This is a genomic window from Corallococcus sp. NCSPR001, assembly GCF_017309135.1.
Taxonomy (GTDB): Bacteria; Myxococcota; Myxococcia; order Myxococcales; family Myxococcaceae; genus Corallococcus.
In genome coordinates this window covers 3,319,605-3,345,858 of sequence record NZ_JAFIMS010000002.1, presented here as the reverse complement: position 1 = coordinate 3,345,858, position 26,254 = coordinate 3,319,605, and the positions used below count along the sequence as shown (strand labels likewise).

At 70.8% G+C, this 26,254-nt stretch carries 22 protein-coding genes; 7 read left to right on the top strand and 15 right to left on the bottom strand.

Annotated elements, in window-relative coordinates; translation table 11 throughout:
* Positions 1–46 precede the first annotated feature (46 nt).
* A complete protein-coding gene (locus JYJ93_RS15750) occupies positions 47–427 on the bottom strand; it encodes a type II toxin-antitoxin system PemK/MazF family toxin (RefSeq protein WP_206792167.1) in 381 nt (126 codons plus the stop codon).
* Between the two features lie 100 nt (positions 428–527).
* Here JYJ93_RS15750 and JYJ93_RS15745 point away from each other — a divergent pair, with 100 nt between their 5' ends.
* The gene (locus tag JYJ93_RS15745) at positions 528–1,445 is read left to right on the top strand and encodes a type II CAAX endopeptidase family protein (RefSeq protein WP_206792166.1); all 918 of its coding nucleotides are present in this window, start codon (positions 528–530) and stop codon (positions 1,443–1,445) included.
* Positions 1,446–1,605: 160 nt separating this feature from the next.
* On the opposite strand, the gene JYJ93_RS15740 is transcribed toward JYJ93_RS15745, so the two are convergent.
* The 7 genes from JYJ93_RS15740 to JYJ93_RS15710 form a co-directional block, all read right to left on the bottom strand.
* The gene (locus JYJ93_RS15740) at positions 1,606–2,073 is read right to left on the bottom strand and encodes a hypothetical protein (RefSeq protein ID WP_206792165.1); all 468 of its coding nucleotides are present in this window, start codon (positions 2,071–2,073) and stop codon (positions 1,606–1,608) included.
* Between the two features lie 291 nt (positions 2,074–2,364).
* Complete coding sequence (locus JYJ93_RS15735; protein WP_206792164.1) at positions 2,365–3,297, bottom strand: LysR family transcriptional regulator; 933 nt, start codon at positions 3,295–3,297, stop codon at positions 2,365–2,367.
* 14 nt (positions 3,298–3,311) lie between these two features.
* On the bottom strand, positions 3,312–4,100 hold the full coding sequence (locus JYJ93_RS15730) for an SDR family oxidoreductase (protein WP_206792163.1): 789 nt from the start codon (positions 4,098–4,100) through the stop codon (positions 3,312–3,314).
* An 87-nt stretch (positions 4,101–4,187) separates the two neighbouring features.
* Positions 4,188–5,084 (bottom strand): CheR family methyltransferase, encoded by an 897-nt coding sequence (locus JYJ93_RS15725; RefSeq protein ID WP_206792162.1) that lies wholly within the window; start codon positions 5,082–5,084, stop codon positions 4,188–4,190.
* Between the two features lie 4 nt (positions 5,085–5,088).
* On the bottom strand, positions 5,089–5,628 hold the full coding sequence (locus JYJ93_RS15720; protein ID WP_206792161.1) for a chemotaxis protein CheW: 540 nt from the start codon (positions 5,626–5,628) through the stop codon (positions 5,089–5,091).
* A gap of 15 nt (positions 5,629–5,643) precedes the next feature.
* A complete protein-coding gene (locus tag JYJ93_RS15715) occupies positions 5,644–7,332 on the bottom strand; it encodes a methyl-accepting chemotaxis protein (RefSeq protein WP_206792160.1) in 1,689 nt (562 codons plus the stop codon).
* A 27-nt stretch (positions 7,333–7,359) separates the two neighbouring features.
* Positions 7,360–9,078: a chemotaxis protein CheA gene (locus JYJ93_RS15710; protein ID WP_206792159.1), complete on the bottom strand. Its 1,719-nt coding sequence runs from the start codon at positions 9,076–9,078 to the stop codon at positions 7,360–7,362.
* Between the two features lie 449 nt (positions 9,079–9,527).
* On the opposite strand from JYJ93_RS15710, the gene JYJ93_RS15705 reads away from it, so the two are divergent.
* Positions 9,528–11,315, top strand: a complete 1,788-nt coding sequence (locus JYJ93_RS15705) for an FAD-dependent oxidoreductase (RefSeq protein WP_206792157.1) — start codon at positions 9,528–9,530, stop codon at positions 11,313–11,315.
* 11 nt (positions 11,316–11,326) lie between these two features.
* Here JYJ93_RS15705 and JYJ93_RS15700 read toward each other — a convergent pair whose 3' ends face one another.
* Positions 11,327–11,731, bottom strand: a complete 405-nt coding sequence (locus JYJ93_RS15700) for a cupin domain-containing protein (RefSeq protein WP_206792148.1) — start codon at positions 11,729–11,731, stop codon at positions 11,327–11,329.
* 167 nt (positions 11,732–11,898) lie between these two features.
* On the opposite strand from JYJ93_RS15700, the gene JYJ93_RS15695 reads away from it, so the two are divergent.
* Positions 11,899–12,966, top strand: a complete 1,068-nt coding sequence (locus JYJ93_RS15695; protein WP_206792146.1) for a hypothetical protein — start codon at positions 11,899–11,901, stop codon at positions 12,964–12,966.
* Position 12,967: 1 nt separating this feature from the next.
* Here JYJ93_RS15695 and dusA read toward each other — a convergent pair whose 3' ends face one another.
* The 4 genes from dusA to JYJ93_RS15675 form a co-directional block, all read right to left on the bottom strand.
* Positions 12,968–13,969, bottom strand: a complete 1,002-nt coding sequence (gene dusA / locus JYJ93_RS15690) for a tRNA dihydrouridine(20/20a) synthase DusA (protein ID WP_242543819.1) — start codon at positions 13,967–13,969, stop codon at positions 12,968–12,970.
* Between the two features lie 89 nt (positions 13,970–14,058).
* Positions 14,059–14,589: a hypothetical protein gene (locus tag JYJ93_RS15685; RefSeq protein WP_206792136.1), complete on the bottom strand. Its 531-nt coding sequence runs from the start codon at positions 14,587–14,589 to the stop codon at positions 14,059–14,061.
* 84 nt (positions 14,590–14,673) lie between these two features.
* Positions 14,674–15,645 carry a squalene/phytoene synthase family protein gene (locus tag JYJ93_RS15680; RefSeq protein ID WP_206792134.1) on the bottom strand — a complete coding sequence of 324 codons (972 nt, stop codon included), beginning with the start codon at positions 15,643–15,645 and terminating at the stop codon, positions 14,674–14,676.
* 137 nt (positions 15,646–15,782) lie between these two features.
* Complete coding sequence (locus JYJ93_RS15675; protein ID WP_206792131.1) at positions 15,783–17,510, bottom strand: C69 family dipeptidase; 1,728 nt, start codon at positions 17,508–17,510, stop codon at positions 15,783–15,785.
* Between the two features lie 238 nt (positions 17,511–17,748).
* Here JYJ93_RS15675 and JYJ93_RS15670 point away from each other — a divergent pair, with 238 nt between their 5' ends.
* Complete coding sequence (locus JYJ93_RS15670) at positions 17,749–17,904, top strand: hypothetical protein (RefSeq protein ID WP_158616174.1); 156 nt, start codon at positions 17,749–17,751, stop codon at positions 17,902–17,904.
* Positions 17,905–17,931: 27 nt separating this feature from the next.
* Here JYJ93_RS15670 and acs read toward each other — a convergent pair whose 3' ends face one another.
* Together acs and JYJ93_RS15660 are read right to left on the bottom strand one after the other, a co-directional pair.
* Entirely contained in the window at positions 17,932–19,884 is a 1,953-nt protein-coding gene (acs, locus tag JYJ93_RS15665; RefSeq protein ID WP_206792124.1) for an acetate--CoA ligase, read from the bottom strand.
* 63 nt (positions 19,885–19,947) lie between these two features.
* The gene (locus tag JYJ93_RS15660) at positions 19,948–20,430 is read right to left on the bottom strand and encodes a hypothetical protein (RefSeq protein ID WP_269012575.1); all 483 of its coding nucleotides are present in this window, start codon (positions 20,428–20,430) and stop codon (positions 19,948–19,950) included.
* 73 nt (positions 20,431–20,503) lie between these two features.
* Between JYJ93_RS15660 and JYJ93_RS15655 the strand changes: the two genes are divergently transcribed.
* The 3 genes from JYJ93_RS15655 to JYJ93_RS15645 all read left to right on the top strand — a co-directional run bounded on the left by JYJ93_RS15655 (position 20,504) and on the right by JYJ93_RS15645 (position 26,214).
* Positions 20,504–20,926: an NUDIX hydrolase gene (locus JYJ93_RS15655; protein WP_206792114.1), complete on the top strand. Its 423-nt coding sequence runs from the start codon at positions 20,504–20,506 to the stop codon at positions 20,924–20,926.
* Positions 20,927–20,942: 16 nt separating this feature from the next.
* Positions 20,943–22,262: a M50 family metallopeptidase gene (locus tag JYJ93_RS15650; RefSeq protein WP_206792112.1), complete on the top strand. Its 1,320-nt coding sequence runs from the start codon at positions 20,943–20,945 to the stop codon at positions 22,260–22,262.
* 163 nt (positions 22,263–22,425) lie between these two features.
* Positions 22,426–26,214, top strand: coding sequence for an ATP-binding protein (locus JYJ93_RS15645; RefSeq protein ID WP_206792110.1), 3,789 nt, complete (start codon positions 22,426–22,428; stop codon positions 26,212–26,214).
* Positions 26,215–26,254 lie beyond the last annotated feature (40 nt).

Sequence of the window (26,254 nt, the reverse complement as noted above, 5' to 3'; positions counted from 1 at the left end):
CCAGGGCCCGGGCGGATGGCCGGGGTCCTGGCACTGCGCCTCCAGGTCAAATATCCGGGTCGCGGAAGAAGGACGCCTGCTGGAAGCGCAGGCCCGCGAGGACCTGTTCGACCCGTGCGTCGGAGAGCGCTCCGATGCGCTCGCCGAGCCGCGACTTCTCCACCGAGGACACCTGCGACACGACCACGACGCTCTGCTTCGCCAGGTCGCCCTCCCCCACTTCGAGCAGCACGTTGCCGGGCTCGTTCGCCTTCCTGAGATTGGAGGTGAGCGCGCAGACGATGACGGTGTGGATGCGGGAGCGGTTGAAGACGTCGTCCTGGATGACGAGGTGTGGGTGGGCGATGGCCGGCACGGTGCCCCGGGCCTCCTCCGGCTCGCACCAGTACAGTTCGCCCCGGCGAATCGTCTTCGTCCCCGTGCCCATGCGCCGGGTTGTGCCATGCCGTGTCGAACGGGGGCAATCCTTCCCGGGGCCGCGCGTTGGTTGTAGGCAGGGCACGCAACCACGCTGAGAGGTCGAGCCTATGAAGGCCGTGTTCCGGGATGGCGAAGGGCACTTACGCAATGGGTGGAAGGGCGCCGGCTTCCTCGTGGTGTCCGCCGTCCTGGCAGGCATCCTGATGTGGCTCCAGACGCTGCTGCCCGCGGCAGTCCGGCCCTTCGTGCCGAACCCCTTCTTCGGCTTCCTGGGCGTACTGCTCGTGAGCCTCGACTTCCTGTATCTGGAAAAGCAGCCCGTGACGTTGACGTCGCTCGGCATGTCGGTGGACCGGCGCGCGGGCCGTGACCTGGGCGTGGGGGCGTTTGGGGGAGTGGCCCTGGTGGGGCTCGTGGCCCTGCTCGGCTGGGTGGCCGGTGGCTACCACCTGGAGCGCGCCGCGAACGTCCAGGTGACCGCGGTCGTGAAGCTGGCCTGGGTGATGCTGGGCGTGGGCCTCTTCGAGGAGGCGCTGTTCCACGGCTACCTCTTTCAGCGCGCCATCCGGGGCCTGGGCACGCGCTGGGCGCAGGTTGTCATCTCCCTCCTCTTCTGCCTGGCCCACCCCTTCACTCCGGAAATGGATGTCCCCACGCGCGTCGTGGCGATGATCACGACCTTCATGGCGGGCTGGATGCTGGGCCTGTGCTACCTGCGCACGCGGCACCTGGCGCTGCCGGTCGGCGTGCACCTGGGGTGGAACTGGTTCCTGGGCACGATGGGCTTCGGCGTGAGCGGCAAGGAAGCCCACGGCTGGTGGACGCCCGTCTTCCAGGACCGCCCCGAGTGGCTCACGGGCGGCGCCTATGGCCTGGAGGCGTCCATCTTCAGCGTCGTCATCCTGGCCGTGGCAATCATGGCCCTGACGCGCTGGAAGGGTTCCGCCGCGCCGGAGCCGGAGTCACGGCCCCGCCCCGACGAGGCTCCGGCGCTCGACGGGCAGGCGCTCACTCCTCCACGCTGACGGTCTCCTCGAAGCCAGCGGGGGGAAGCGCCCCCCGCCCGCGCGAGGAGGTCCGGCAACGCATCCCGGTCAAACTGGAAGGTAATGTCTTCCAATGTCTCTTCCCCCCGGCGGCTCCCTGTGGATGCTGGCGGGGGACGGCCTCAATCGAAGGTCCGGCTCATTTCGCCGTGGGCGGCACGACAAAGCGGCCATCCGCGCCCAGCGCCAACCGGGTGACGTAGCGCTGGTGGATGTCCACGTAGAGGTCCTTCCCATTGCGGAAGAATGTCACCTTGGGCGCGATGAGCTGGTGCTGGGGCGGTACACCCAGAGCGATCCACGCGTGGTGGCCATCCGTGCCCACGGTGACCCACCGCGTCTCCGGGCGTCCCGGTTCCGTCTCCAGGGACAATTTCAGCAGGAGGATGGCGAAACGGCCGTCGGGCGAACGCCAGGAGTCCGCCAGGGTCAGCGGCTGCGAACCGGACGTGCCCATTTGCAGGCTGTTCACTACGCAGAAGCCCTCCGCGAACGGCCGCGCGATGACCAACTCTCCCCAACCTCCCTTCTCCATCCGCGCGCCCAGGCCTACGACCTCCACCTGGCCAGGGGCGAGCGAGAACGATTGCTGGAAGAGGGGCTCCACCGACGACTCCGGGAGAAAGCCCAGGTCCGTGGCCGAGAGCGACGGAAACCATTTCCGGGCGCCGGCCGCCAGTGCGGCGTCCCCATCCAGGCTCCTGTCATCCCGGATGTCCGAAGGACACTCAGGCAGCGCTGCAACGGCGGGTTGCCCTGAAGGGGCCGGGGGAGCCTGAATAACGGCTGCCGGTCCTTCCTCAGGCGGGCGTGACTCCTGCTTCGCAGCCGCACAGCCCACCATCAATCCCACTGCGCATCCCCACATCCCCAATCGTTTCATCATCGTGTGCCCATGCTAGCGCATCCGGGTTCGTGGCCTCTTCACCTCCGCTTCGGCCTGCGCGGCCAGGTACTCCGCGAACACGGCCTCGAAGGTCTTCGCGAACTCGCGGATGCGGGGGACCTTGCGCAGGTCCTTGTGCATCGTGAGGTAGAAGCGGAGCGACGGCAGCGGCGTCTCCAGTCGCACCCGGCGCAGCTCCGGATGCTGCGTCTCCGCGCCAATCCCAAGCATGACCAGCCCCCCTCCCCCCTTCGCCGCGTGCAGCCGCGCCTCCATCGAGTTGGAGCGGAAGGGGAAACGGGACGCGCCCCGCTGGATCAACCACTGCGAGGGGCCCTGCCCGCGAGGCGTCTCGTCCTCCACGACGAAGTCCTGCCCGCGGTAGTCGTCAGCGCCCAGGAAGCGCTTGGGGAGCGAGCGCGAGAGGTAGTCCTCGCTCGCGTAGAGGCCGCTCACGACCTCACCCAATGGCTTGTCGACGAGCACCGGAGAGGAGGACCGGCCACCCCGTACGCCAATGTCCGCCTCGCGCGAGGACAGGTCCACGAACCGCAGCTCCGAAATCACTTCAATCCGCGTCTCCGGATGCAGCCGCCGGAAGCGGGTCGCCGCCTCCGCCGCGCCCGTGAGGAAGCCGTCCGGGAGGGAGATGCGAATCCTGCCCGCGTAGGGTGAGCCTCCACCGCCATCGCGCCGGTGCGCGCGCAGGGACTGCTCGAAGTGATCCGCCAGCGCGATGAGCTCCAGCGCTTCCTTCTCCAGCCACGCGCCCTGTGAGGTGCGGTGGACCAGCGCGCGCCCCAGGTCCTTCTCCAGCGCCCCGATGCGGCGCGCCACCGTGGACGTCGACAGGCCCAGCGTGAGCCCCGCCGCGAGGAAGCTGCCGCCTCGGTGGACTTCGAGCAGGACGCGGAGGTCATCCCAGGCAGGCAGTTTGTTTTCCATGAATGGAAAGCACTCTAGGTCGCCGGAAGCGCGGGCGTCTTCGGCCGGGTCATCCGCGCGATGACCTTCGCGCTGAGCTCCCGGGAGAAGAACCGGTTGGCGAACGCCGCGAGCCGGTTGCCAAAGCCATGCACCACCGACGAGCGCCCCGCGATGAACGCCTCCAGGCCGACCTCCACCACGTCCTCCGGACGCGCCTTCTTCCCAGGCGAAGCCCCCTCCCCCGAACGCTCGAAGAACGGCGTGTCCGTGGCCCCCGGGGATAAAGCCAGCACGCGCACGCCGCGCTCGCGGTACTCCGCCCAGAGCGCTTCGCTGAAGGACAGGACGAAGGCCTTCGTCGCGCCGTAGACCGCCATGTACGGCGTCGGCTGGTACGCCGCCATGGAGGCCACGTGGATGACGCCGCCCTGCCGCCGCTCCAGCGTGGGCAGGAAGACGTGCGTCAACTCCACGAGCGCATGGACGTTGAGGTCGATCTGCTCCAACTGGTCCTTCAAGGGCAGCACGTCGAAGCCCCCGTGGAGCCCGAACCCCGCATTGCTCACCAGGACGTCCACCTCCAGCCCCTTCGCCCGCACCGCATCAAGGAGCCGCTGGGGCGCACCCGGAGCGGTCAGGTCCAGCGGTATGACGTGCGCGTTGCCCAGCGCCGCCGCGAGCGCCTCCAACTTCGCCTTGCTTCGGGCCACCAGCACCACCGTGGCGCCCCGCCGGGACAAGCGCCGGGCGAACTCCGCGCCGATGCCCATGGATGCGCCCGTCACCAGCACCGTCTTGCCCGCGAAATCAAATCGTTTCATGGGGCAAGAATGGGCGCCGGCCGCCCCCCACGACAACGGACAGCGGCGGTCACCTGCTTTCCAGAAATGGAAAGCGGCGCGTCCGCGCTACTCGCGTGACGGGAACGGCGGTCCCGGGCGCGGCGTGTACACGTTGGCGCTCACGGAGCGCGCCGCCGCGGTGATGCCAATCAGGCTCTCCGCGTGCCCCAGGAAGAAGTAGCCTGTCTCCGGCAGTCGGGACAGCAACCCCTGGATGACGCGCGCCCGCGCCTCCGCGCCGAAGTAGATGAGCACGTTGCGGCAGAAGATGATGTCGAACGGCCCCACCGGCCAGGTGGCCGGCGCGTGCAGGTTCGCGCGGGCGAAGCGCATGCAGGTCCGCAGCTCCGGGCCCGCCGTCATCAGGCCCTCCTGGGTGCGCACGCCCTTCAACATGTACTTGCGCAAGAGCAGCTGCGGAATGGTCCGGGCCCGCTCCAGGCTCCAGAGGCCCTCCTCCGCGCGCTTCACCGCCCAGGTGGACAGGTCCGTGGCGACGAGCTCCAGGCTCCACCCGGAGCCCTTGGGGAACGCCTCCAGCAGCTCCATCGCCAGCGAGTACGGCTCCTCCCCGGTGGAGCACCCGGCGCTCCAGACGCGGATGCTCCGGGGCCTCCGCCCCTGCGCCGCCTGGGCCGCCCACTCCGGGAAGACGTGCTCGCGCAGCAGCTCGAAGTGCCGGGGCTCGCGGAAGAACGACGTCTCGTGGGTGCAGAGGCTGTCCAGCATCCGCACCTTCTCCGCCTCATTCCCCCGCGTGGTGACAAACGCGTGGTACGCGGCGTACGACGTCAGCCCCAGCTCCCGCAGCCGCCGCGACAGCCGGTTCGCCACCAGCGCGTTCTTGGCGGAGGACAGGTGGATGCCAGCCTCCGTCTCCACCAGGTGCTGGAACATCTCCAGCTCCGAACGCGACAGCGCCGGGGGCAGCGCGGACGGCGGCCAGGGCGCGTCGCCGCTCATCGCCTCACCCGTTGCCCTGTGCTTCCGGCGCCGGAGCCGGTGCAGCCGAGGCCTCGTCGGCGGCGGCCGTCAGCTTGAGCAGTTCCTCCAGCGACAGGAGCCGGTCCAGGTCCAGCAGCAGGATGAACGCGTCGTTGTGGCGGCCCATCCCGCGCAGGAACTCCAGCCGCACGCGCGTGCCGAAGGCCGGGGGCGGTTCGATGTCCGCGGGGCTCAGCTCCAGCACCTCGCGCACGGTGTCCGTCAGCAGGCCCAGCACCGTCGGCTGGCCGTCAAGCACCACCTCCACGATGACGAAGCAGGACCAGCGGGTGATGGGCCGGGGCGGCAGCCCGAACTTCACCGCCAGGTCCACGACGGGCACCACGCTGCCGCGCAGGTTGATGACGCCCTGCACGGCCGCGGGCATCCCCGGCACGCGCGTGACGGGGCGGTGTTCGATGATCTCCCGCACGCGCAGGAGGCCCACGGCGTACTCCTCGCCCGCGAGCATGAAGCTCAGGTAGCTGGACCGGCCGGCGCCCGGTTCGGTGGACTCACTCATGGTGCGCGCGCCTCCCTAGAACCGCTGGAAGTCATGGGGAGCCGGCGCTTCCGCGCCGTTCTGGAGCCGGGACAGCGCCCCATTCGTGGACGTGGCGAGCGGCCCCTGCGCGGCCGCCTGGAGGCCCCGGACGGGCGACATCTGCGGCCGGGGGGCCTGCGGGCGCGGCATGGCGGGGGCGTTGTAGCTGAAGCCCTCCATCAGCCGGAAGAAGGTCATCATCTGCAGGAGCGACTCGGCCTGGGTGGCCATCTCCTCCGCGGTGGAGGACAGCTCCTCCGCGGCGGAAGCGTTGCGCTGGGTGACTTGATCCACCTGCGTCATGGCGCGGTTCATCTGAGACACGCCGATGGACTGCTCGCGCGAGGCGTTGGCCACCTGCTGCACCAGCTCCGACGTGCGGCGGATGGCGGGCACCAGCTCCGTCAAGAGCTGCCCGCTGCGCTCGGCGACCTTCACGCTGGAGGTGGCCAGGCCGCCAATCTCCTTCGCGGCCTTCTGGCTGCGCTCCGCCAGCTTGCGCACCTCCGTGGCCACGACGGAGAAGCCCCGGCCGTGCTCACCCGCGCGCGCGGCCTCCACGGCGGCGTTCAGCGCGAGCAGGTTCGTCTGGTAGGCGATCTCCTCCACGATGGAGATGCGCTCCGCGATGGCGTTCATCGCCTCCACGGTCTCCTTCACCGCGCGGCCGCTCTCCTCCGCGTCCCGGGCGCCCTTCACGGCCGTCTGCTCCATCTCCCGGCTGTTCTCCGAGTTCTGGCGGATGCTCACGTTGAGCTGCTCCAGGCTGGCGGTGGTCTCCTCCACGGAGGCCGCCTGGGAGCTGGTGCCCTGCGACAGGCCCTGCGCGGCGGACGCCACCTGGAGGGACGCGGACGACAGCGAGCCCGCGGCGCCGCGCACCTCGCTGATGACACCCGACAGCCGCTGGATCATCTCCCGCATGCTGCCCATCATCCGGCCCGTCTCGTCCGTGCCCCGGGCGACGATGTTCGCGGTGAGGTCGCCCGCCGTCACCTGCGCCGTCACCCGCACGGCCTCCGTCAAGGGATGCACGATGCTGCGGGTGAGGAAGTAGGACAGCAGGGCGGCGAGCACCACGCCCAGGGCGCCCCCCATGATGATCATGTCGTACAGGTCCACCACCATGCCCGCGGTGCGAGTGGTGCGCTCCTGGAGCAGGGCCGTCTCATCCTCCCCCAGCTTGGTGAGCTGCATCCGGATGCGGTCCGCGGTCTGCTTGCCGCGCGCGGACTGCTCCACCGCGATGAGCTGCGCCATGTCGCCACGGCCCGCGCTGACCTCGCGGCGCTGGGCGATGAGCGGCTCCAGGTGCTGGGAGATCCACTGCTGCAAGAGGTCGCGGATCTCCTGCTGGCGCTCCTGCTGGCGGTGGTCGCTCTGGGTGAGCTGGCGGATGGTGTCCAGGCTCTGCGACACGCTCAACCGGGCCATGTTGTAGGGCTCCAGGAACTTGTCGTCGCCGGTGATGAGGAAGCCGCGCTGCCCCGTCTCCAGGTCGGCCATGTCACCCTCCAGGGTGCGCACGGCGATCAGCACCTTGTGGCTTTCGGTGTCGCCCTCGGCGGTGACGGAGACCTTGACGATGGTCGTGTACACCACCACGACCAGCGCGAGGATGATGGCGACCATCGCGCTGAAGGCGAGCGTCAGCTTCGCCGTGATGCTCAGGTTGTTGAACATGATGACTCCGGAAGCAGGGACGGACCGCTACGGCGCCCGGGGGGCGTTCGCGGGAGAAGGGGTTTCCAGGGGGGAAGGAAGACCGGGCGCGGACTCGGAGGCGTGGAGGATGGCCCTGCGCACCAGCGCGGGCGTGTCCAGCAGGAGCCCCACCCGGCCGTCGCCCAGGATGGTGGAGCCGGAGATGCCGGGGATGCCCTGGAAGAGGCGCCCCAGGGGCCGGATGACCCGCTGGCCCTCGCCCTGGAGCTCATCCACCGCCAGCCCGATGACGCCGTCCGGGTGCTTGAGGACGACCACGTTCTCCCGGGCCGGCGTGCCGCCGCCCAGGGAGAAGACCTGGCGCAGCCGCAGGTACGGCAGCGGCTGGCCCCGCAGCGACAGCACGCCGGACGCCTCCGCCGTGCGCTCCTGGGCGGGGACCTCCATGCACTCCTGCACGCCTTCGATGGGGACCACGTACACCTGGTCCCCCACGCCCATGGCGAAGCCCTGGATGACGGCGAGCGTGAGGGGCAGCCGCAGCGTCAGCGTGGTGCCCTGCCCGTCCTGGCTCTGGATGGACACGGAGCCGCGCAGGGCCTCGATGTCCCGGCGCACCACGTCCATGCCCACGCCGCGGCCGGACAGCTCCGTCACCTCCGTCGCCGTGGAGAAGCCGGGCTCGAAGATGAGGCGCAACAGCTCGTCGTCGCGCAGCCGCTCGGGCGCCGCCACCAGCCCCCTCTGCTTCGCGCGCTCGCGCACCCGTTCGCGCTGGATGCCCCGGCCGTCGTCGGACAGCTCCACCACGACGCTACCGGCGTCATGGTAGGCCTTGAGCCGCAGGCGGCCCCGGGGGTCCTTGCCCGCGGCGCGCCGCTCGTCCGGCGTCTCGATGCCGTGGTCCAGCGCGTTGCGCAGGAGGTGGAGCAGCGGGTCGCGCAAGGCGTCCAGCACCGCGGTGTCCAGCGTGGCGTCCTCGCCCTCCAGCTCCAGTTGGGCCAGCTTCTGCTGGGAGCGGGCCAGGTCGCGCACGGTGCGCAGGTGCTGACGGAACAGCGGCCCCACCGGGACCATCCGCACCTTCATCACCTCTTCCTGGAGCGCCTCGAAGAGCGGATCCATCTCCCGCTGCTGGGTGAGCGCGTCCTCCCAACTGGCGCCGGAGTCCTCCGCGCGCGCCAGGAACTGCGCCATCCGCCCGCGCGCCACGGACAGCTCCGCGGTGAGCGTGACGATGCGGTCCAGGCGCTCCATGTCCATGCGCACGCGGGTCCGCGCCGTGCTCCGCGCCTCCGGCATGCGCGGCAGCGCGGCGGGGATGGGCAGCGCCTCCGTGGGAGCCCCCGCGACGATGCCCTCGCGCAGCCGGGAGAGATGGGCCTGGTGCACCGCGCCCAGCGAGTCCACGCCCGCGAGCGACGCCTGGCACAGCTCGCGGAGGTGATCCACCGCGCCGAGCAGCAGCGACACCCGCGTCTCATCCAGCGCGAGGCGTCCGTCGAGCAGGGCCTGGAGGAGGTCCTCGACGCCGTGCGTGTAGTCCGTCACGGCCTGGAAGCCGAGCGACGCCGCCGCGCCCTTGAGCGTGTGGGCTCCGCGCAGGATGCCCGGGAGCAACCCATCCGCGGGAGAGACCTCCAGCGCGATGAGGTTCTCTTCCATGGAGGAGACCAGCCCCTCCGCTTCATCCGCGAAGACGGCCAGCACCTTCTGCCATTCCGCGGCGGTTTCTGACGGGATGTCCCCCGGACCCGTCGTCACCTTGCGCCCCGGGGGCGAAGGGAGACCGGCACACGTAGAGGGATGGGTGGCGGGATTCTCAAGAACACGGACGGACGCCCCCCTTCCTCGGGATGCAACGCATTGCCATGAAGGTGGGCCGTCCTTCACGACGAGGAATGTTTCGAGAAGTCAACAGTAGCAAATCAATCAAACATGAACAACCTCGGCGGTGATTTCACGCAGGGTTTGTATCAGCAGGGAAGCGGCGCGCTCCCGAGGGACAGGACTCCCCAGGTCGTGTGCCGGCCACGGCTCCCCGAGCCGAATCTCACCTGTCTTGAGTTACATGTTTCAATCCCATCCACATCCAACACAGTGCGTCTCATCCGTTCGTACAAGACATCGCACTCGTGCTCCGGGGCGATGCGGACTCATTGGGGCATGCGCGACGCTCCCGTGCGTACCCGAAGCCCATGCGGAGGAGCGGCATGCCCAGTGTCATCGTGGTGGGAGGAGGCGTCGCGGGACTGACGGCCGCGCATGAGTTGGTGGAGCGCGGCTTCGAGGTCCACGTCCACGACACGCGGACGGCCTGGGGCGGCAAGGCGCGCTCGCAGCCGGTGGCGGGCACCGGGACGCAGGGCCGGCGCGACCTGCCGGGCGAGCACGGCTTCCGCTTCTACCCGCGTTTCTACCGCCACGTCATCGACATGATGCAGCGCACGCCCGCCGCTCCGGGCGCGGCCACTCCCACGGTGGAGCAGCACCTGAAGGCGACCACGGAGAGCGCCATCGCGCTCATCGACGAGGACACGTGGTACCGCTTCTCCCGCCGCAAGCTGGACAAGCCCTATGACGTGCTGGAGGCGCTGGAGCTGTTCTTCCAGAAGCTGGACTTCGACGAGGCCGACATCAGCCTCCACGGCCTGAAGGTCCTGCAATTCCTCTCATCCAGCGAGGCCCGCCGGTTCGGACAGTACGAGCGGATGTCCTGGTGGGACTTCACGCAGGGGGACCTGTACTCGCCGAAGTTCCAGCGGCAGTTGCGGGCGGTGCCGCGCACGATGGTGGCCATGGACCCCAGGCGCGGGTCCGCGCGGACGATTGGCGCCATCTCCATGCAGCTCATCCTCGACTTCGCGCAGAGCGGGGTGAACAACGACCGGACGATGGGCGGCCCCACCAGCCAGATGTGGCTCGACCCCTGGGTTGCCCACCTGCGCGGACTGGGCGTGCAGTTCCACGCGGGCGTCCGCTGCACCGGGCTCGACGTGGCGGGCGGGCGCATCGCCAGCGTCCGCTTCGCCAACGGCGAGTCGCGCGCGGCCGACCACTACGTGCTCGCGGTGCCGCTGGAGGCGGCGCATGGGCTCATCACCCCGGAGCTGGCCGCGTTGGATCCCGCGCTGGCCCGGCTGCGCGCGGCGGACGTGGAAGCGCTGGTGTCCTGGATGGTGGGCATCCAGTTCTTCCTCTACGAGGACGTGCCGCTGGTCCGCGGCCACACCTTCTATCCGGACTCGCCGTGGGCGCTGACGTCCATCTCGCAGCCGCAGTTCTGGCGCGAGCTGGGGTTGTTCCGGCGCGTCTTCGGGGATGGGCAGGTGGGCGGGCTGTTGTCCATCGATGTCTCGGATTGGAACACGCCCGGCACGTTCGTCCCGAAGCGCGCGAAGGACTGCACGCCGGAGGAGATAAAGACGGAGGTCTGGGGACAGCTCAAGGCGGCGCTCAACGGGCTGGACCCGGACGAGCAGGTGCTGACCGACGAGCTGCTGCACTCCTTCCACCTGGACGCGGACCTGGACTACGGCGGCGGGCTGCCGCCGCGCAACACGTCCGGCCTGCTCGTCCATCCGCCCGGCTCCTGGGACGTGCGCCCGGAGGCCGCGAGCGCCATTCCCAATCTCTGCCTCGCGGGGGACTACGTCCGCACGCACACGGACCTGGCCTCCATGGAGGGGGCGTGTGAGGCAGGCCGCCGCGCGGTCAATGCCATCCTCGAGCGGACGCAGTCCCAGGCCCGCCGCGCGCCCATCTGGCCCCTGGAGGAGCCGGCGTGGTTGGAGCCGTGGAAGCGCCTGGACGCGGCGCTGTATCAGCGCGGGCGCCCGCACCTGTTCGAGCTGTTGGGCCTGCGCACCGCCGTCCAGGCCTCGGACGTGCTGCGCCGGTTCGCGGCGCTCACGGGGCTCACCGCCGTGGATGACTGGTTGGATCAGCTCCGCGTCTCCAGCGGGGTGGAAGCGCTGCTGGAGCGGCTGGGCATCGACTGAGGGGCGGCGGGCTACTGGAGCACGGACGGCTCGCGCTCCGGTTCCTCCCTGCGGGCCCTGGCCACGGCGTAGTCCTCCGCGCCGGTGAAGTCGACGACGCGGCAGGGCTCGTTGCCCACGACCCAGGCGTCATGGCCTGACGGAATGAAGGCGACGTCGCCCGGTTCCAGCTCCAGCTCCTGGCCGTCCTTCATCTGGACGTGCATCCGCCCGGACAGGACGCCGAGGGTGTGGACCACCTCGCAGGTCTCCGTGCCCGCGATGGGCTTCACGTGCTTCGACCATTGCCAGCCGGGCTCGAAGTGGCCCCGGCCAATGCTGAGCGCTCCCAGGTTCAGGACGCTGGCCTCTCCGTGCGACACGAAGGGCCGGCGCTCGTCCGCCTCGCCGGCCTTCTTGATGATGGCGCGTGCCATGGTGCAATCCCTCGCGGTGAATGGGTCCCACGGGAAAGCTGGGGGCGCCGCGCGCCGGAGGAAAGGGTTCGAGCCCGGACTCGGGCGGTGCACCGGAGCACGGGGTTTGGCGCCTGTCCCCACCTCCGTACCTTCGTGCCTCGAACCGGTCCCGGGGGAATCAAGCCATGCGCCCAATGTCGCGCCTTGCCCTGTGGGCATGCCTGGTCATCGCGCAGGGATGCCGCTCGCATCACGAGCCGCCTCCGGCGCCTCCTCCCACGCCGCCCACGGCCACGGCCCGGCCGCTCCACCTGGCGAAGCCGGATGCCATCGAGTTCGAGTTCGGCCGGCCCCAGGCCACCGCCTGCAATTGCTTCAAGTCGGACGCCAGCGCGCAGGAAGGGGGCGCGTGCGCCACGCCGACCTTCGGCTCGTACCTGCTCGCGCTGACGTGGGCCCCCACCTTCTGCCGCACGCATCCGGACAAGGAGGAGTGCGAGCACCTGGAAGACCACTTCGGCGCCACGCACCTCACCCTCCACGGGCTGTGGCCCCAGTTCAACGACGAGGAGGCCCAGCAGCTCCACTGCACCTATCCGGCGTACTGCGGCGGGCAGTGCGAATGCCAGGGCAGCGATGCCCCGTCGAAGTGCTTCCCCGACCCCGCCACGATTCCCCCCGCCATGGGCACCTACGGGCCGGGCTTCATCACGGACAACTTCTTCCTCGCGAACCACGAGTGGCCCAAGCACGGCAGCTGCACGGGGATGGACGCCCGGACCTACTTCCAGAGCACCATCGACGCGCTGCTGTCATTGCCGGGCACCGAGGGGACGCCGGCCGCCATCACGGACAACATCGGCGGGAGCGTGGCGCTGGACAACCTGCGCGCCGCCTTCGGACAGAACGACAGCGTCGCCTTCGCGTGCGACCCGAAATGCAACCTGTTGGAGGTGGACGTCTGCCTGGCGGTGGACGCGCAGCGGCGCCCCGCCGGGCGCATGACGTGCCCGAAGAGCGTCAGCGGCGGCGACACCAACAGCTGCGTGGGCAATGGGTCCCAGCCCCGCTGCCCCATGGTGAACATCCAGGCCGCGGTGCCCTTCGACAGCGGCGGGGGCGGAGGCGGCCCGTCCTCCACCTGCGGACAGCCGGGCCAGGGCCCCGCGTGCACGAATGATCAGCTCTGCCAGAACAACGGCTGGGTGCGCTGCGCGCGCTCCGGGTGCTGCACCACCGTGCCCAAGCGCTGAGTCAGGCCACGGCCTGGAGGCCCGTGTCGCGCGGCACCTTCGCGGCGGCGGCGCGCACCAACTCCGGGCTCGCGCCGTCCTTGTGGGCGTTCTCGCTCAAGTGCCGGCGCCAGGCGCGCGCGCCGGGCAGCCCCTGGAAGAGGCCCAGCATGTGCCGGGTGATGGCGCCCAGAGGCGCTCCCTGGCTCATCTGCGCTTCGATGTAGGGCAGCATCGCGTCCACCACCTCGTGCCGCGTGAGGGGCGCCTGCGTGCTTCCGAAGAAGCGCCGGTCCGCGTCCGCCAGGAGGTACGGGGACTCATAGGGCGCGCGGCCCACCATCACGCCGTCCACGCGGCCCAGGTGCTCCGCCGCCGCGTCCAGCGTCTTGATGCCGCCGTTGAGGGTGATGTCCAGGTGCGGGTACTCGGCCTTGAGCCGGTGCACCAATTCGTAGCGCAGGGGCGGCACGTCCCGGTTCTCCTTGGGGGACAGGCCCTGCAGCCACGCCTTGCGCGCGTGCACGATGAAGCGCGTGCAGCCCGCCGCGGAGACGCGCCGCACGAAGTCCTCCAGCGTGGGCCACTCCTCCATGTCGTCGATGGCGATGCGCGACTTCACCGTCACGGGGATGCGCACGGCTTCACGCATGGCGGCGACACCGCGCGCGACGAGGTCCGGCTCCGCCATGAGGCACGCGCCGAAGCGGCCGGACTGCACGCGGTCGCTGGGGCAGCCCACGTTGAGGTTGATCTCGTCGTAGCCCCACTCCTCGCCGATGCGCGCGGAGGCGGCCAGGTCCGCGGGCTCCGAGCCGCCCAGTTGGAGGGCAACGGGGTGCTCGGCGGGCGTGAAGCCCAGCAGGCGGTCGCGCTTGCCGTGCAGCACCGCGCCCGTGGTCACCATCTCCGTGTAGAGCAGCGTGTGGCGGGAGATGAGCCGGAAGAAGTACCGGCAGTGCCGGTCCGTCCAGTCCATCATCGGCGCGACACACAGCGGCATGGGGTAGGCCAGGGCAGTCATCGCCCTACCCATATCCGGACTCCCGCCGTCCGCCCAGGGTCTCCCGAGGCTCCCTCTGGAAGCAGGCGGGCTTCCGAGCCCGGCCGGGCTCAGGCGGGAGGGCTGAGCACCACGCCCTGCTCTTCCAGCCACGCGTCCACCAGCCGCTGGCCGGCGTCCGTCAGCGTGAAGCCCAGCCCGGCCCACTGCTGGTTGTTGAGCATCACCACCTGGCCCAGCGCGCGGGCGAAGGCCACCTCCGGCGCCGCGTGCTTGAGCAGCGCGCCCGCGTAGTGGTGCAGGAACAGGTCGAAGTTCTTCGCGAAGTCCGGGTGCCCGGGGAGCGAGTCGCTGCGCGTGTCCGCCGTCACGTCATACGCCTGGATGACCGCGCCGAAGCCCAGCACGTCCACCAGGAACGCCTGCATCCGGTCCTTGCCCCGCACCCGGCCGGGCAGCCACCGCTCCGGCCCCGCGGGCGTCTGGAACGTCCACAGGCCGCGTTGACGCGTGGCGGCGAACGGCAGCCCCCCACCCTTGCGCTCCACCTGCGCCGCCCGGCGCTGCACCCGCAGGGGTGAAGTGTCCGAACGCGCGGGGAAGTAGACGATGACCGCCGGTGCGGAGCGGGCGCAGTTCATGGGAGACACGACTCCAGAGGGGGAACACCTGCACCGGAATTATCCGGCGCTGACGCCCTGGAGTTGCTTCGCGCTCAACGCTTTTCAGGGGCCGCCCGGCGCGGGCCCGGCGAGCGCCTCCACGGCCTCCGGGAGCGTGCCCCGTTCGAGCGCGGCGTGGAGGGTGTCCATCTGGGCCGTGACGACCGCGCGCGACACCTTGGCGCCCGCGCCGTCACGCACCAGCAGGTCCAGGGTGGCCTGGGCCAGCAGCAGCGGCAGCGTGGTGAAGGCGAGCATGTCCCGGGGTGCCCCCGCCAGGAACAGCGAGCGCACGTAGCGCGCCGCGGCGATCAGGTCCTGGCCCGCGAGCTTCTCCACGTCCGCGAGCTGCACGCCCGCCGGCAGCCACACGCGGCCCTCCCTCCGGTCCTGGCGCGCGTCCTTGAGGATGTTGACCAGCTGGAGCCCCTCGCCGAACAGCGGCGCCAGCGAGCGCAGGTTCGGCGCGTACGGCGCGAGGCGCGGATCCAGGACGAACAGCTCCGTGAGCAGCTCGCCCACCAGTCCCGCCACGATGTAGCAATAGTCACGCAGGGACTGGAGCGACCCGAGCTGCAGCAGCCCGCCTTCGGACGCGCCGGCCAGCACCTGCCCCATGCCCTGCACCGTCTTCAGCACGAAGTGGCGCAGGATGGCGCCGGCCTCCGGGCGCAGCGCGTCCAGGCTCGCCAGCAGCGTGGGCGTGCGCGCGAGCAGGTCCAGGTAGCCCGCGTTCTCGCTGGGACGGCGCGCCAGCCACCCGCGCGACAGCGCCCCGGCGTCCACGCCCGGCTTCTCCTGGAGCAGGGACTCGAAGGCGGCCAGCGCCTCCCGCCGCTCGTCGCGCGTCCAGGGGGCGGCGTCCTCCAGCGTGTCGGCGACGCGCAAGAGCAGGTAGCCCAGGCCCACCTCGCGGCGCAGCGGCTCGTCGAGCAGCGGGATGGCGAGCGCGAACGTGCGGCTGGTCCGCACGAGGAAGTCCGCCAGCTCGTCATCCCGGAACGGGAGGGCCGTCACGGTGGGGGCGTCACTCAAGGAACCGTCCTCCGGGCACGGGCGCGCCTTTTCGCCCGCGCCCTCACTGCCACAAGCCATCCACCGACACACGCGAGAACGTGCAGGCCCTTCGCGCGGGGCCTGCCTTCGGACAGCGGAATCCCTGAATCCCGCGCTCAGGGCGCCGGGGCGACCGTCGGCTTCGGGGCCGTGGGCTGCGCGGGCGCGGCAGGCTGGACCGGCGCCGAGGGGGCCGCGGCGGGGGCGGCGGGCTTCGGCTCCGGCTTCTCGTGCGACTCCAGCATCTTGCCGTTGTCCGCGGCGATGCGGCGGTACCACGCGTCCGGGTAGCGCGGGTGGCCCACCTTGCCGGTGTTGTCGCGCACGTTGCCGTCGATGTACTTCACGAGCAGCTGCTCCCCCAGCTTGCGCCAGCGCGAGTGCACCTTGTCGCCCTGCTGCAGGGAGTACTCGGTGAGGTACTGGCGGGCCTGCTCCGGCGTCCGCTTGTAGAGCACCTGCGCGATGCTCTCGATGTTGGCCTGGTCCGCCAGGAACTGGCCCTCCAGGTCGCCCTGGGCCTTCTGCACGTCCACGATCATGTCGCTCCAGCGCCCGTAGGCCTGGTTCGACACCCAGTTGAAGACCCAGAAGGACGAGTCCCAGGAGAACTCGCCGCGGCTGGCCACGCCCTGCGCGAAGTTCTTCGGCACCTGCCGGATGCCCGCGTACATGGGCGTGTAGACGGTGGTGAAGGTGTCATCCACGCCGAACCAGAGCACCCCGCCAATGGCGTCCGGCAGCGTGGAGCGCATCTGCGCGACGAAGGAGAAGCCCGTCTGCTGCGTGGAGATGGCGCGCTCGTGCACGTAGCTCTTGCCGTCCACGTCCCACGTCATGGGGCGCCAGCGGTAGGGCACCGCGTAGGGCCCCGCGCCCACGTCCTTGGACATGTCCAGCGGGGTGCCCTCGAAGTGGTCGCGCATGAGCGCCATGGCGTCCTGCACGGACACCTTCTTGTCCGGCTTCACCCACAGGGGCAGCCGCTTCGTGGTGTCCGCGCCGTCCGCGTACTCCACGCCCAGCTTCAGGGACGGGGCCGCGCGGCGGAAGATGCTCCACACGCGCGACTCGCTGAAGCGCTGCCCGCCGAAGTCCAGCGGGTGGTACGTGTCCGCGAAGCTGAAGTCCTTGTCCGCGCCCTTGTACCAGCCCTTCGCGCGCGCGAAGGAGATGACGTCCGGCGCGTACAGCGTGGTGGCGCTGTCGTTGAGGGGGAACTGGCGGATGCGCGACTGGTTGGCGTGCGCGGAGATGTAGCCGTCCGGCAGCCTGCGAGCCACCCACACCGCGCCCTTCTGCCCCTCGCCCTTGCCAATCATCTCCAGGAGCCACGCCTCCTTGGGGTCGGCGATGGAGAACGTCTCACCGGTGGACGCGTAGCCGTACTCGGCGACCAGGTCCGTCATCACCTGGATGGCCTCACGCGCCGTCTTCGCGCGCTCCAGCGCGATGTAGATGAGCGAGCCGTAGTCGATGATGCCCGCGGGCCCCTCCAGCTCCTTGCGGCCCGTGAAGGTGGACTCGCTGATGGACAGCTGGTGCTCGTTCATGTTGCCCACCACCGAATAGGTGGCGGCCGGCTGCTGGATGCGGCCCAGGAACTTGCCGGTGTCCCACTCCACGACGTCGCGCATGGAACCGGCCGCGTGGCGCCGGGCGGGCGTGTAGTACAGCTCACCGTACAGCTCGTGCGCGTCCGCCGCGTAGGTGATGAACGTGGAGCCGTCCGTCGTGGCGCCCTTCGTCACCAGCATGCTGGTGCAGGCGTCCGCGACGACAGGGGCGACGAGCACCGCCGTCAGCGGCAGCGCGGTGAGGAGGGTCGAGGGGAATCGGTTCATGGCGGCGCAATCTAGCAGGACCGGCGCCCGCTGCCCGCCCGGACAGGTTGCCCTGCACTCAAGCACCCGGGCCCCGGCAGCCCTGCCGCGGAACCCCATGCGAGAAGCCGATGGCCGCCGAGCGCCGCGCTACTTCCCGGCCCCGACGTTGGATGGCACCGGCCGCCCGGGGACGCTAGGGTTGCGTCTTCCCGCCCGGGGTCCATCCAGAACCTCCGGGCTCCCCTTGGAGGACGGCGTGACGGAGATCGTGGTGGGTCTGGTGGTGTTCTTCGTCCTCACGGTCGTGCTGGGGCCCGCCCTGTGGAGCTCCCGCATCTGGTGGAGCAAGGCGGACCGCGAGCAGGTGAAGGACAAGTACGGCCGCCCCCAGAAGGACCCGAAGGACGCTTAGGGGACGGCCGCGCGGAGTCGCTGACGGCTACTCGTCGTTCTGGCGCAGCGCCGCCAGCACGTTGAGGTCTTCCAGCGTGGTGGTGTCCTGCGAGGACTGCTTGCCCGCGGCCACGTCGCGCAGGAGCCGGCGCATGATCTTCCCGGAGCGCGTCTTGGGCAGCCCTTCCGCGAAGCGGATCTCATCCGGTCGCGCGATGGCGCCAATCTCCTTGCCCACGTGCACGGCCAGCTCCTTCTTGAGCGCGTCCGAGGGAGCGTTGCCCTGCTTGAGCGTCACGAAGGCCACGAGCGCCGTGCCCTTCAGGTCATCCGGGCGGCCCACCACGGCGGCCTCGGACACCTTCGGGTGCGCCACGAGCGCGCTCTCCACCTCCGCGGTGCCCAGGCGGTGGCCCGCCACGTTCACCACGTCGTCCACGCGCCCCATCAGCCACACGTAGCCGTCCGCGTCCGTGCGCGCGCCGTCGCCGGTGAAGTACATGCCGGGCAGCTCGCTGAAGTACGTGTTCACGTACCGCTCCGGGTCCCCGTACACGGTGCGCAGCATGGACGGCCAGGGCTTCGTCACGAAGAGCAGCCCGCCCTGCCCCTTGGGCACGCGCTGGCCGTCGCGGTCCAGGATTTCGGCGTGGATGCCGGGCAGCGGGAACGTCGCGGAGCCGGGCTTGGTGGGCGTGGCGCCGGGCAGCGGGGAGATCATGATGCTGCCCGTCTCCGTCTGCCACCACGTGTCCACGACGGGGCACCGCCCCCCGCCGATGACCTCGCGGTACCACATCCACGCCTCGGGGTTGATGGGCTCGCCCACGCTGCCCAACAGGCGCAGCGAGGACAGGTCGTGCTTCTTCACCGGCTCGTCGCCCAGGCGCATGAAGGCGCGGATGGCGGTGGGCGCGGTGTAGAGGATGGTGGCCTTGTAGCGCTCGATGATGTCCCAGAAGCGGTCAGGCCCCGGCTGCGTGGGCGCGCCTTCGTAGATGATGGTGGTGACGCCGTTCATCAGCGGGCCGTAGACGACGTACGAGTGGCCCGTCACCCAGCCCACGTCCGCGGTGCACCAGTAGACGTCGTCGTCGCGCAGGTCGAACACCCAGCGCGTGGTGAGTGACGCCATCACCGAGTAGCCCGCCGTGGTGTGCAGCACGCCCTTGGGCTTCCCGGTGGAGCCGGACGTGTAGAGGATGAACAGCGGGTGTTCGCTCTCTACCCACTCCGGCTCGCAGACGTCTGGCTGGCCCTTCACCAGCGCGTCCCACGCCAGGAACTTCGGACCTTCGGGCAGCGTGCCGTCACCGGTGCGGGTGAGGACGACGACCTTCTCGATGCTCGGGGCGTTGGGGAGCGCGGCCTCCACGTTCTTCATCAGCGGCACCACCGCGCCCTTGCGCCAGCCGCCGTCCGCGGTGAGCAGCACCTTGGCGCCCGCGTCCTTCATGCGGTCCTGGAGCGCTTCGGCGGAGAAGCCGCCGAACACCACCGAGTGCACCGCGCCCAGCCGCGCGCACGCCAGCATCGCGACGGCGGCCTCCGGCACCATGGGCAGGTAGATGCCCACGCGGTCGCCCTTCTTCACGCCCAGCGACTTGAGGCCGTTGGCCAGCCGGTTCACCTGCTGGGACAGCTCGCCGTAGGTGATGGCACGGCGGTCGCCCGGCTCGCCCTCGAAGAGGATGGCGGGCTTGTCCTTCAGCTTCGGCAGGTGCCGGTCCAGGCAGTTGTAGGCGAGGTTGGTCTTCCCCTCGACGAACCAGCGCGCGTGGGGCGGCTTCCAGTCCAGCACCGTCTGGAAGGGCTCCTTCCAGTACAGCTCCTCGCGAGCGCGGTCGCCCCAGTACCTGTCCGGATCCTTCGCGGCTTCGTCCCACAGCCGCTGATAGTCCTGCATGCCGCGGATGTGGGCCCGCCGGGAGAAGTCCTCGGGCGGGGGGAAGACGCGGGACTCGGTCAGGACCGAGACGATTGCGTGAGGGTCTGCCATGGGCGTTCCTCCGGATGCGGCGTGGGAACAGCCCTCCTGTTGTAGGAAGCCCTCCGGGCTATCTCAAGGGTTCCCTTCGCAGCGGGTGTTCCCCTGAACGCCGTCGAAGCGGATCCACAGCTCGCAGGTGCAGCCGGTGTTGTTGTTGGCGTCGTAGGCCAGCCGCAGTTGCCCGCTGAACTGCGTGGCGCACTCGGTGGTCGCGTCCAGGTGCACGCGGACCTGGTCGAGCAGGCACTCATTCGTCCCGTCGACGGTGGTGCTGACGTTGGCCACGCTGCCGTCGGCGGTGAACGCCTCGCCGTCCTCCAGGACGTAGCCCAACAGCTGCATGTTCTGCACGCCGAAGTCCGCGCGCACCACGCGCCCGGCGATCTGGAGGTTCAGCTGGAGGTTGCCCTGGAACTTCTCCAGGAGGTCGCAGTCGTCGCGCAGCGTCTCCGTGGGGATGAGCTCGTATACGCCCTCGTTCTGGCTGTAGGGCAGGCAGCCGGCCAGGGTGGAGGCCACGAGGGCGGTGAGGCTGAGGCGTCGCAGGGTAGACACGGCACGCACCATCGCCCACGGGAGGCATCCGGAACGGGCGCTCGCCTGGGGGCTTTGGGTAGAGTGCGACGCCATGCCTGAATACCGCAACCCCAAACCCACCGTGGACTGCATCATCGAATTGTCCGGCGAACGCATCGTGCTCATCCGCCGCGCGAACCCGCCGGTGGGCTGGGCGCTGCCGGGCGGCTTCGTGGACGAGGGCGAGCCCCTGGACAAGGCCGCCATCCGCGAGGCCAAGGAGGAGACGGGGCTGGACGTGACGCTGGAGGAGCAGTTCTTCAGCTATTCGGATCCGAAGCGCGACCCGCGCCTGCACACGATTTCGACGGTGTTCATCGCGAAGGCGACGGGCGAGCCGGTGGGCGCGGACGACGCGGCGGAGGCGAAGACGTTCGCCATGGACGCGCTGCCCCAGGACCTGTGCTTCGACCACGGCACCATCCTGTCCGATTACCTGACGTACAAGCGCACCGGGAAGCGCCGCAAGCTGTAGGGACGGGCCGCCACGGATGCACTACCTCTTCGTCCTCCTGGCGCTCGGAGCGCTGCTCATCGTCCATGAGCTGGGGCACCTGGTGGCCGCGCGCCTGTTGGGTGTGCGGGTGCCGCGCTTCACCGTGGGCTTCGGGCCGCCGCTCCTGTCGTTCCGGCTGGGCGGGACGCAGTTCGTGCTGGGCGCGGTGCCGCTGGGCGCGTCCGCGAACCTGCAGGGGATGAACCCGCACCGCTCCGCGGAGGAGGACACGTCCGGGTTCGGCACGCTGGGGCCCTTCAAGCGGATGGCCATCATCCTCGCGGGGCCGCTGGCGAACTACGCGGCCGCGATGGGGCTCCTGTTCGCGCTGTATTCGTCCGGGACGCACGTGGTGGTGCCGCTGACGGTGGGCACGGTGCTGCCGGGCTCGGAGGCGGCGCGGGCGCAGCTGTTGCCCGGGGACAAGCTGGTGGGCGTGGACGGCAAGCCGCTGGAGAGCTGGTCGGACTTCGTCACCCGGGTGGCGGACGGCGTGGGCAACCAGTTGGAGCTCTCGGTGGAGCGCCACGGCGAGCCGCGCAAGGTGACGGTGCGGCCCCGGGCGGACGAGCGCGGCGCGGGGCGCATCGGCGTGAGCCAGCAGTACGTGTTCCGCACGCACGCCCCGGGCGAGGCGTTCACCCAGTCGCTGGTGCATACCGGGCGCGTGGCGTCCGAGGCGCTGTCCACGGTGGTGGCGATGGTGCGCGGGCCCCAGGTCGCGGGCAAGGCCGGACCCGGCGCGCTGATGCGCCAGGAGTCATCCGACGTCGCGTCGTCCACTGCGTCCGGGGCGGATGCGCTGGTGCGCGCGTTGGTGGCGGCCTCCGTGGCGCTGGCGATGCTGACGCTGGTGCCGGTGCCGGGACTGGACGGCGGCCGGGTGCTGCTGCTCGCCATCGAGGCGGTGAGCGGACGGCGCATTCCTCCGCGCGTGGAGACGGTGGCGCAGACGGCCGGGTTCCTCTTCCTGTCCATTGGCATCGTGGCCACGGCGGGCGCGGAGATCCGCCGCGCGCTGCCCTCGCGAGACGAGCCGCCCGGGGGTGTGAAGCCCCCCGCCGCCGCGTCCGCGCCCGCCGTGCTGGATGCGGGCGTCGTCGCGGTGGCGAGCCCCCCGCCGGTGGCGCCGAAGCCCGTGGCTCCGGATGCCGGAGCGCCCGCGGCCGCTGTCGTTCCCCGGGTCCAGGACGCGGGCACGGCCGTGTCCGCGGCCGTGAAGCCGGATGCGGGCACCGTCGTGTCCGTCACCTCGCCGCCGGATGCGGGGACCTCCTTGCAGCCGGCGTCCGTCGTGACACCCTCGCCTCCCTGAGGCTTCCGCCCGCCTGCTCCGCCGGGCTGCCTCCTGGGAGTGGAGCCTCTGTTGGATGGCGGGTGCTGCTCGGCTGCGATCAACCTCACTGATTGCACAGCCGCGTGCGGGCCAATAGAAGCCCGAGGCTTCCTCCACTTCGCGCCGCCCTCCAGAGATCCGCATGCCCCAGTCCTCGTCCCCCGCCATCCCCCTTTCCGAGGAACGCCACTTCGCGGGCGGCGGCGAGATGGGAGAGCTGGTCCGCGCGCTGGACTGGTCCCGCACGCCGCTGGGCCCGTCACGCGACTGGCCCGTGAGCCTGAAGACGATGGTGGGCGTCGTCCTCCACAACCGGTTCCCCATGCTCATGTGGTGGGGCCCGGAGATGATCCAGGTCTACAACGACGCGTACCGCCCGGTGCTGGGCCTCAAGCACCCCGGCTCCCTGGGCGCGCCCGGTGAGAAGGTCTGGTCGGAGATCTGGGACGTCGTCGGCCCCATGGCGCGGGGCGTGCTCAACGGCGGCCCCGCCACCTGGAGCGAGAACCTGGCGCTGTTCCTCAACAGCCGGGGGTTCGTCGAGGAGACGTTCCACACGTTCTCATACAGCCCCATCCCCGACGAGCAGGGCGGCGTGGGCGGCGTGCTCGTCACCGTGCGGGAGACGACGCCGGAGGTGCAGCTCGACCGGCAGCTGCGCATGCTGCGCGACCTGGCGGCCCGCTCCGCCGACGCGAAGTCCCCGGAGCAGGCGTGCCGCACCAGCCTGGACGTGCTCGCGGACAACGACCTGGACCTGCCGTTCTGCCTGCTCTACCTGCTGGACGCGAACGGCGACACCGCGCGCCTCGCGGGCAGCAGCGGGCTGCCCGGCACGGTCCTGGAAGCGCTGCCCGCCCAGCAGTCCCTCTTCGCGGAGCCCGTCACCGGCTGGCCCTTCGCCGAGGCCGTCCGCACCGGCGAGGACGTCGTCGTGAAGGACCTGGGGCAGCGACTCCACGGCCTGCCCGGAGGCCGCTGGAACACGCCGCCGTCGCTCGCGGTGGTGCGCGCCCTGACGCGGCCCGGACAGTCGCGGCCGTCCGGCTTCCTCGTGGGCGGCGTCAGTCCCCGCCGGCTGCTCGACGCGAGCTACCACGCCTTCTTCCAGGCCACCGCCGAGCAGGTCGCCGCCTCGGTCGCCAACGCGCGCGCCTATCAGGAGGAGCGTCAGCGCGCGGAGGAGCTCGCCGCGCTGGACCGCGCGAAGACGGCCTTCTTCAGCAACATCAGCCACGAGCTGCGCACGCCGCTCACGCTGCTCCTGGGCCCCACCGAGGACGCGCTCGCCAGCCCCACGCGAACGCTCCAGGGCGACTCGCTGGAGACGGTGCACCGCAACGCCGTGCGCCTGCGCAAGCTGGTCAACACGCTCCTGGACTTCGCGCGCATCGAGGCCGGGCGCGTGCGCGCCGCCTACGAGCCCACCGACCTGGCCGCCCTCACCGCCGGGCTCGCCAGCGCCTTCCGCTCCGCCATCGAGCGCGCGGGCCTGACGCTCGACGTGGACTGCCCTGCCCTGCCGGAGCCGGCCTGGGTGGACCACGAGATGTGGGAGAAGATCGTCCTCAACCTCGTCTCCAACGCGCTCAAGTTCACCTTCACCGGCACCATCACCGTGGCGCAGGCGCTGAAGGACGGGCACATCGAGCTGCGCGTCACCGACACCGGCACCGGCATCCCCGCGCACGAGCTGCCCCGCCTCTTCGAGCGCTTCCACCGCGTCCACGGCGCCCGCGCGCGCTCCCACGAAGGCTCCGGCATCGGCCTGGCGCTGGTGCACGAGCTGGTGCGGCTGCACGGCGGCACCCTCACCGTCCAGAGCGAGCTGGACCGCGGCACCACCTTCACCGTGCGCCTCCCCACGGGCTTCGCGCACCTGCCGCCGGAGCACGTGACGGCCGCGAAGAACCAGCGCGCGCTGCCCGCGGGCGCGGACCCCTACGTGCGCGACGCCCTGGGCTGGCTGACGGACGTGCCGGCCCCACCGGAAGAGGACGCCGGGGCGCCCCCGGCCTCGCCGGGGATGGAGGAGCGCGGGCGCGTGCTGCTCGCGGACGACAACGCGGACATGCGCGAGTACGTGGGCCGGCTGCTGAGGGCCCAGTGGACGGTGGAGGCGGTGGCGGATGGCGAGGCCGCGCTCCAGGCCGCGCTCGCCCGGCCTCCGGACCTCATCCTGTCCGACGTGATGATGCCCGGGATGGACGGCTTCGCGCTCATCCAGGCCCTGCGCGCCGACGAGCGCACCCGCACGGTGCCCGTCATCCTGCTGTCCGCCCGCGCGGGTGAAGAGGCCCAGGAGGAGGGGCTCACCGCGGGCGCGGCGGACTACCTGGTGAAGCCCTTCTCCACGCGGGACCTGATCGCGCGCGTCTCCGCGCAGCTCACCCGCTCCCGCCTGCGCAAGCTGGAGGCCTCGCACGGCGAGCGGCTGGCGCGCATCTTCCAGCACGCGCCCGTGGGCATCGCCATCCTGCGCGGGCCGGAGCACGTCTTCGAGTTCGCCAACGAGAACTACCTCAAGCTCATCGCGCACCGCGACGTGACGGGCAAGGCCATCCGCGAAGCCATGCCGGAGCTGGCGCACCAGGGCATCTACGAGCTGCTGGACGGCGTCTTCACCACGGGCGAGCCGCACATCGGCCGCTCCCTGCGGGTCGTCTTCAACGACGGCCCCAACCAGTCCGCGCGCGAGGTGTTCTTCGACTTCGTCTACCAGCCCATGAACGACGCGAAGGGCCAGGTGGACTCCATCATCGTGGTCGTCTTCGACGTGACGGAGCTGGCCACCGCGCGCCGCGAGGCGGAGTCCGCCAACCGCGCCAAGGACGAGTTCCTCGCGATGCTGGGCCATGAGCTGCGCAACCCCCTGGCCCCCATCCTCACCGCGCTCCAGTTGATGCGCCTGAGGGGAGAGACGGCGGCGGAGCGCGAGCGGACGCTCATCGAGCGGCAGGTGACGCACCTGGTGCGCATGGTGGACGACCTCTTGGACGTCAGCCGCGTCACCCGGGGCAAGGTCACCCTCAAGCGCGAGCGCGTCACGCTCACCGACGTGGTGACGAAGGCCATCGAGCAGACCAGCTCGCTCATCGACGAGCGCCAGCACACGCTGGAGGTGGACCTGCCCGACCGGGGCATGGACCTGAACGGCGACCCCACGCGCCTGGCGCAGGTGTTCGCCAACCTGCTCACCAACGCCGCCAAGTACACGGAGCCGGGCGGCCTGCTGGCCGTGACGGGCACGCGCGAGGGCCGGGAGCTCGTCGTCACCGTGCGAGACACCGGCGTGGGCATCGCGCCGGAGATGATGCCGCGCGTGTTCGACCTCTTCGTGCAGGAGCATCAGGCCCTGGACCGCTCCCAGGGTGGACTGGGGCTGGGGCTCGCCATCGCGCGCAGCCTGGTGACGCTGCACGAAGGCGCCATCAGCGCGCACAGCCCGGGCCGGGGCCGCGGCAGCACCTTCACCGTGCGCCTGCCCGCGCTGGAGCCGGAGGCGCCCGCCGCGCTGCCCACGCCGCAGCCCGGCGCGCTCATCGCCCAGGAGCCCTCTTCCGTGAACGCGCGCGTGCTCATCGTGGACGACAACCGGGACGCGGCGGACGTGCTCTCCGAGTCGCTGGAGTTCCTGGGCTGCACGACGCGCGTGGCCTACGACGGCCCCAGCGGCCTGGAAGCGGCCAAGGCGTTCCGCCCTGAAATCGCGCTCCTGGACATCGGCCTGCCGGTGATGGACGGCTACGAGCTGGCCCAGCGGCTGCGCCGGCAGGAGGGGCCCCGCCCCCTCAAGCTGGTGGCGGTGACGGGGTACGGCCAGGAGTCCGACCGCCAGCGCTCCAAGGCCGCGGGCTTCGACGCGCACCTGGTGAAGCCGCTGCACTTCGAGACGCTGGAGGCGCTGCTCAAGGACCTGACGGGCGCCTGAGGGGCAGGCCGCCCGTCGTCCAGGGGACGTCCTGCCCACG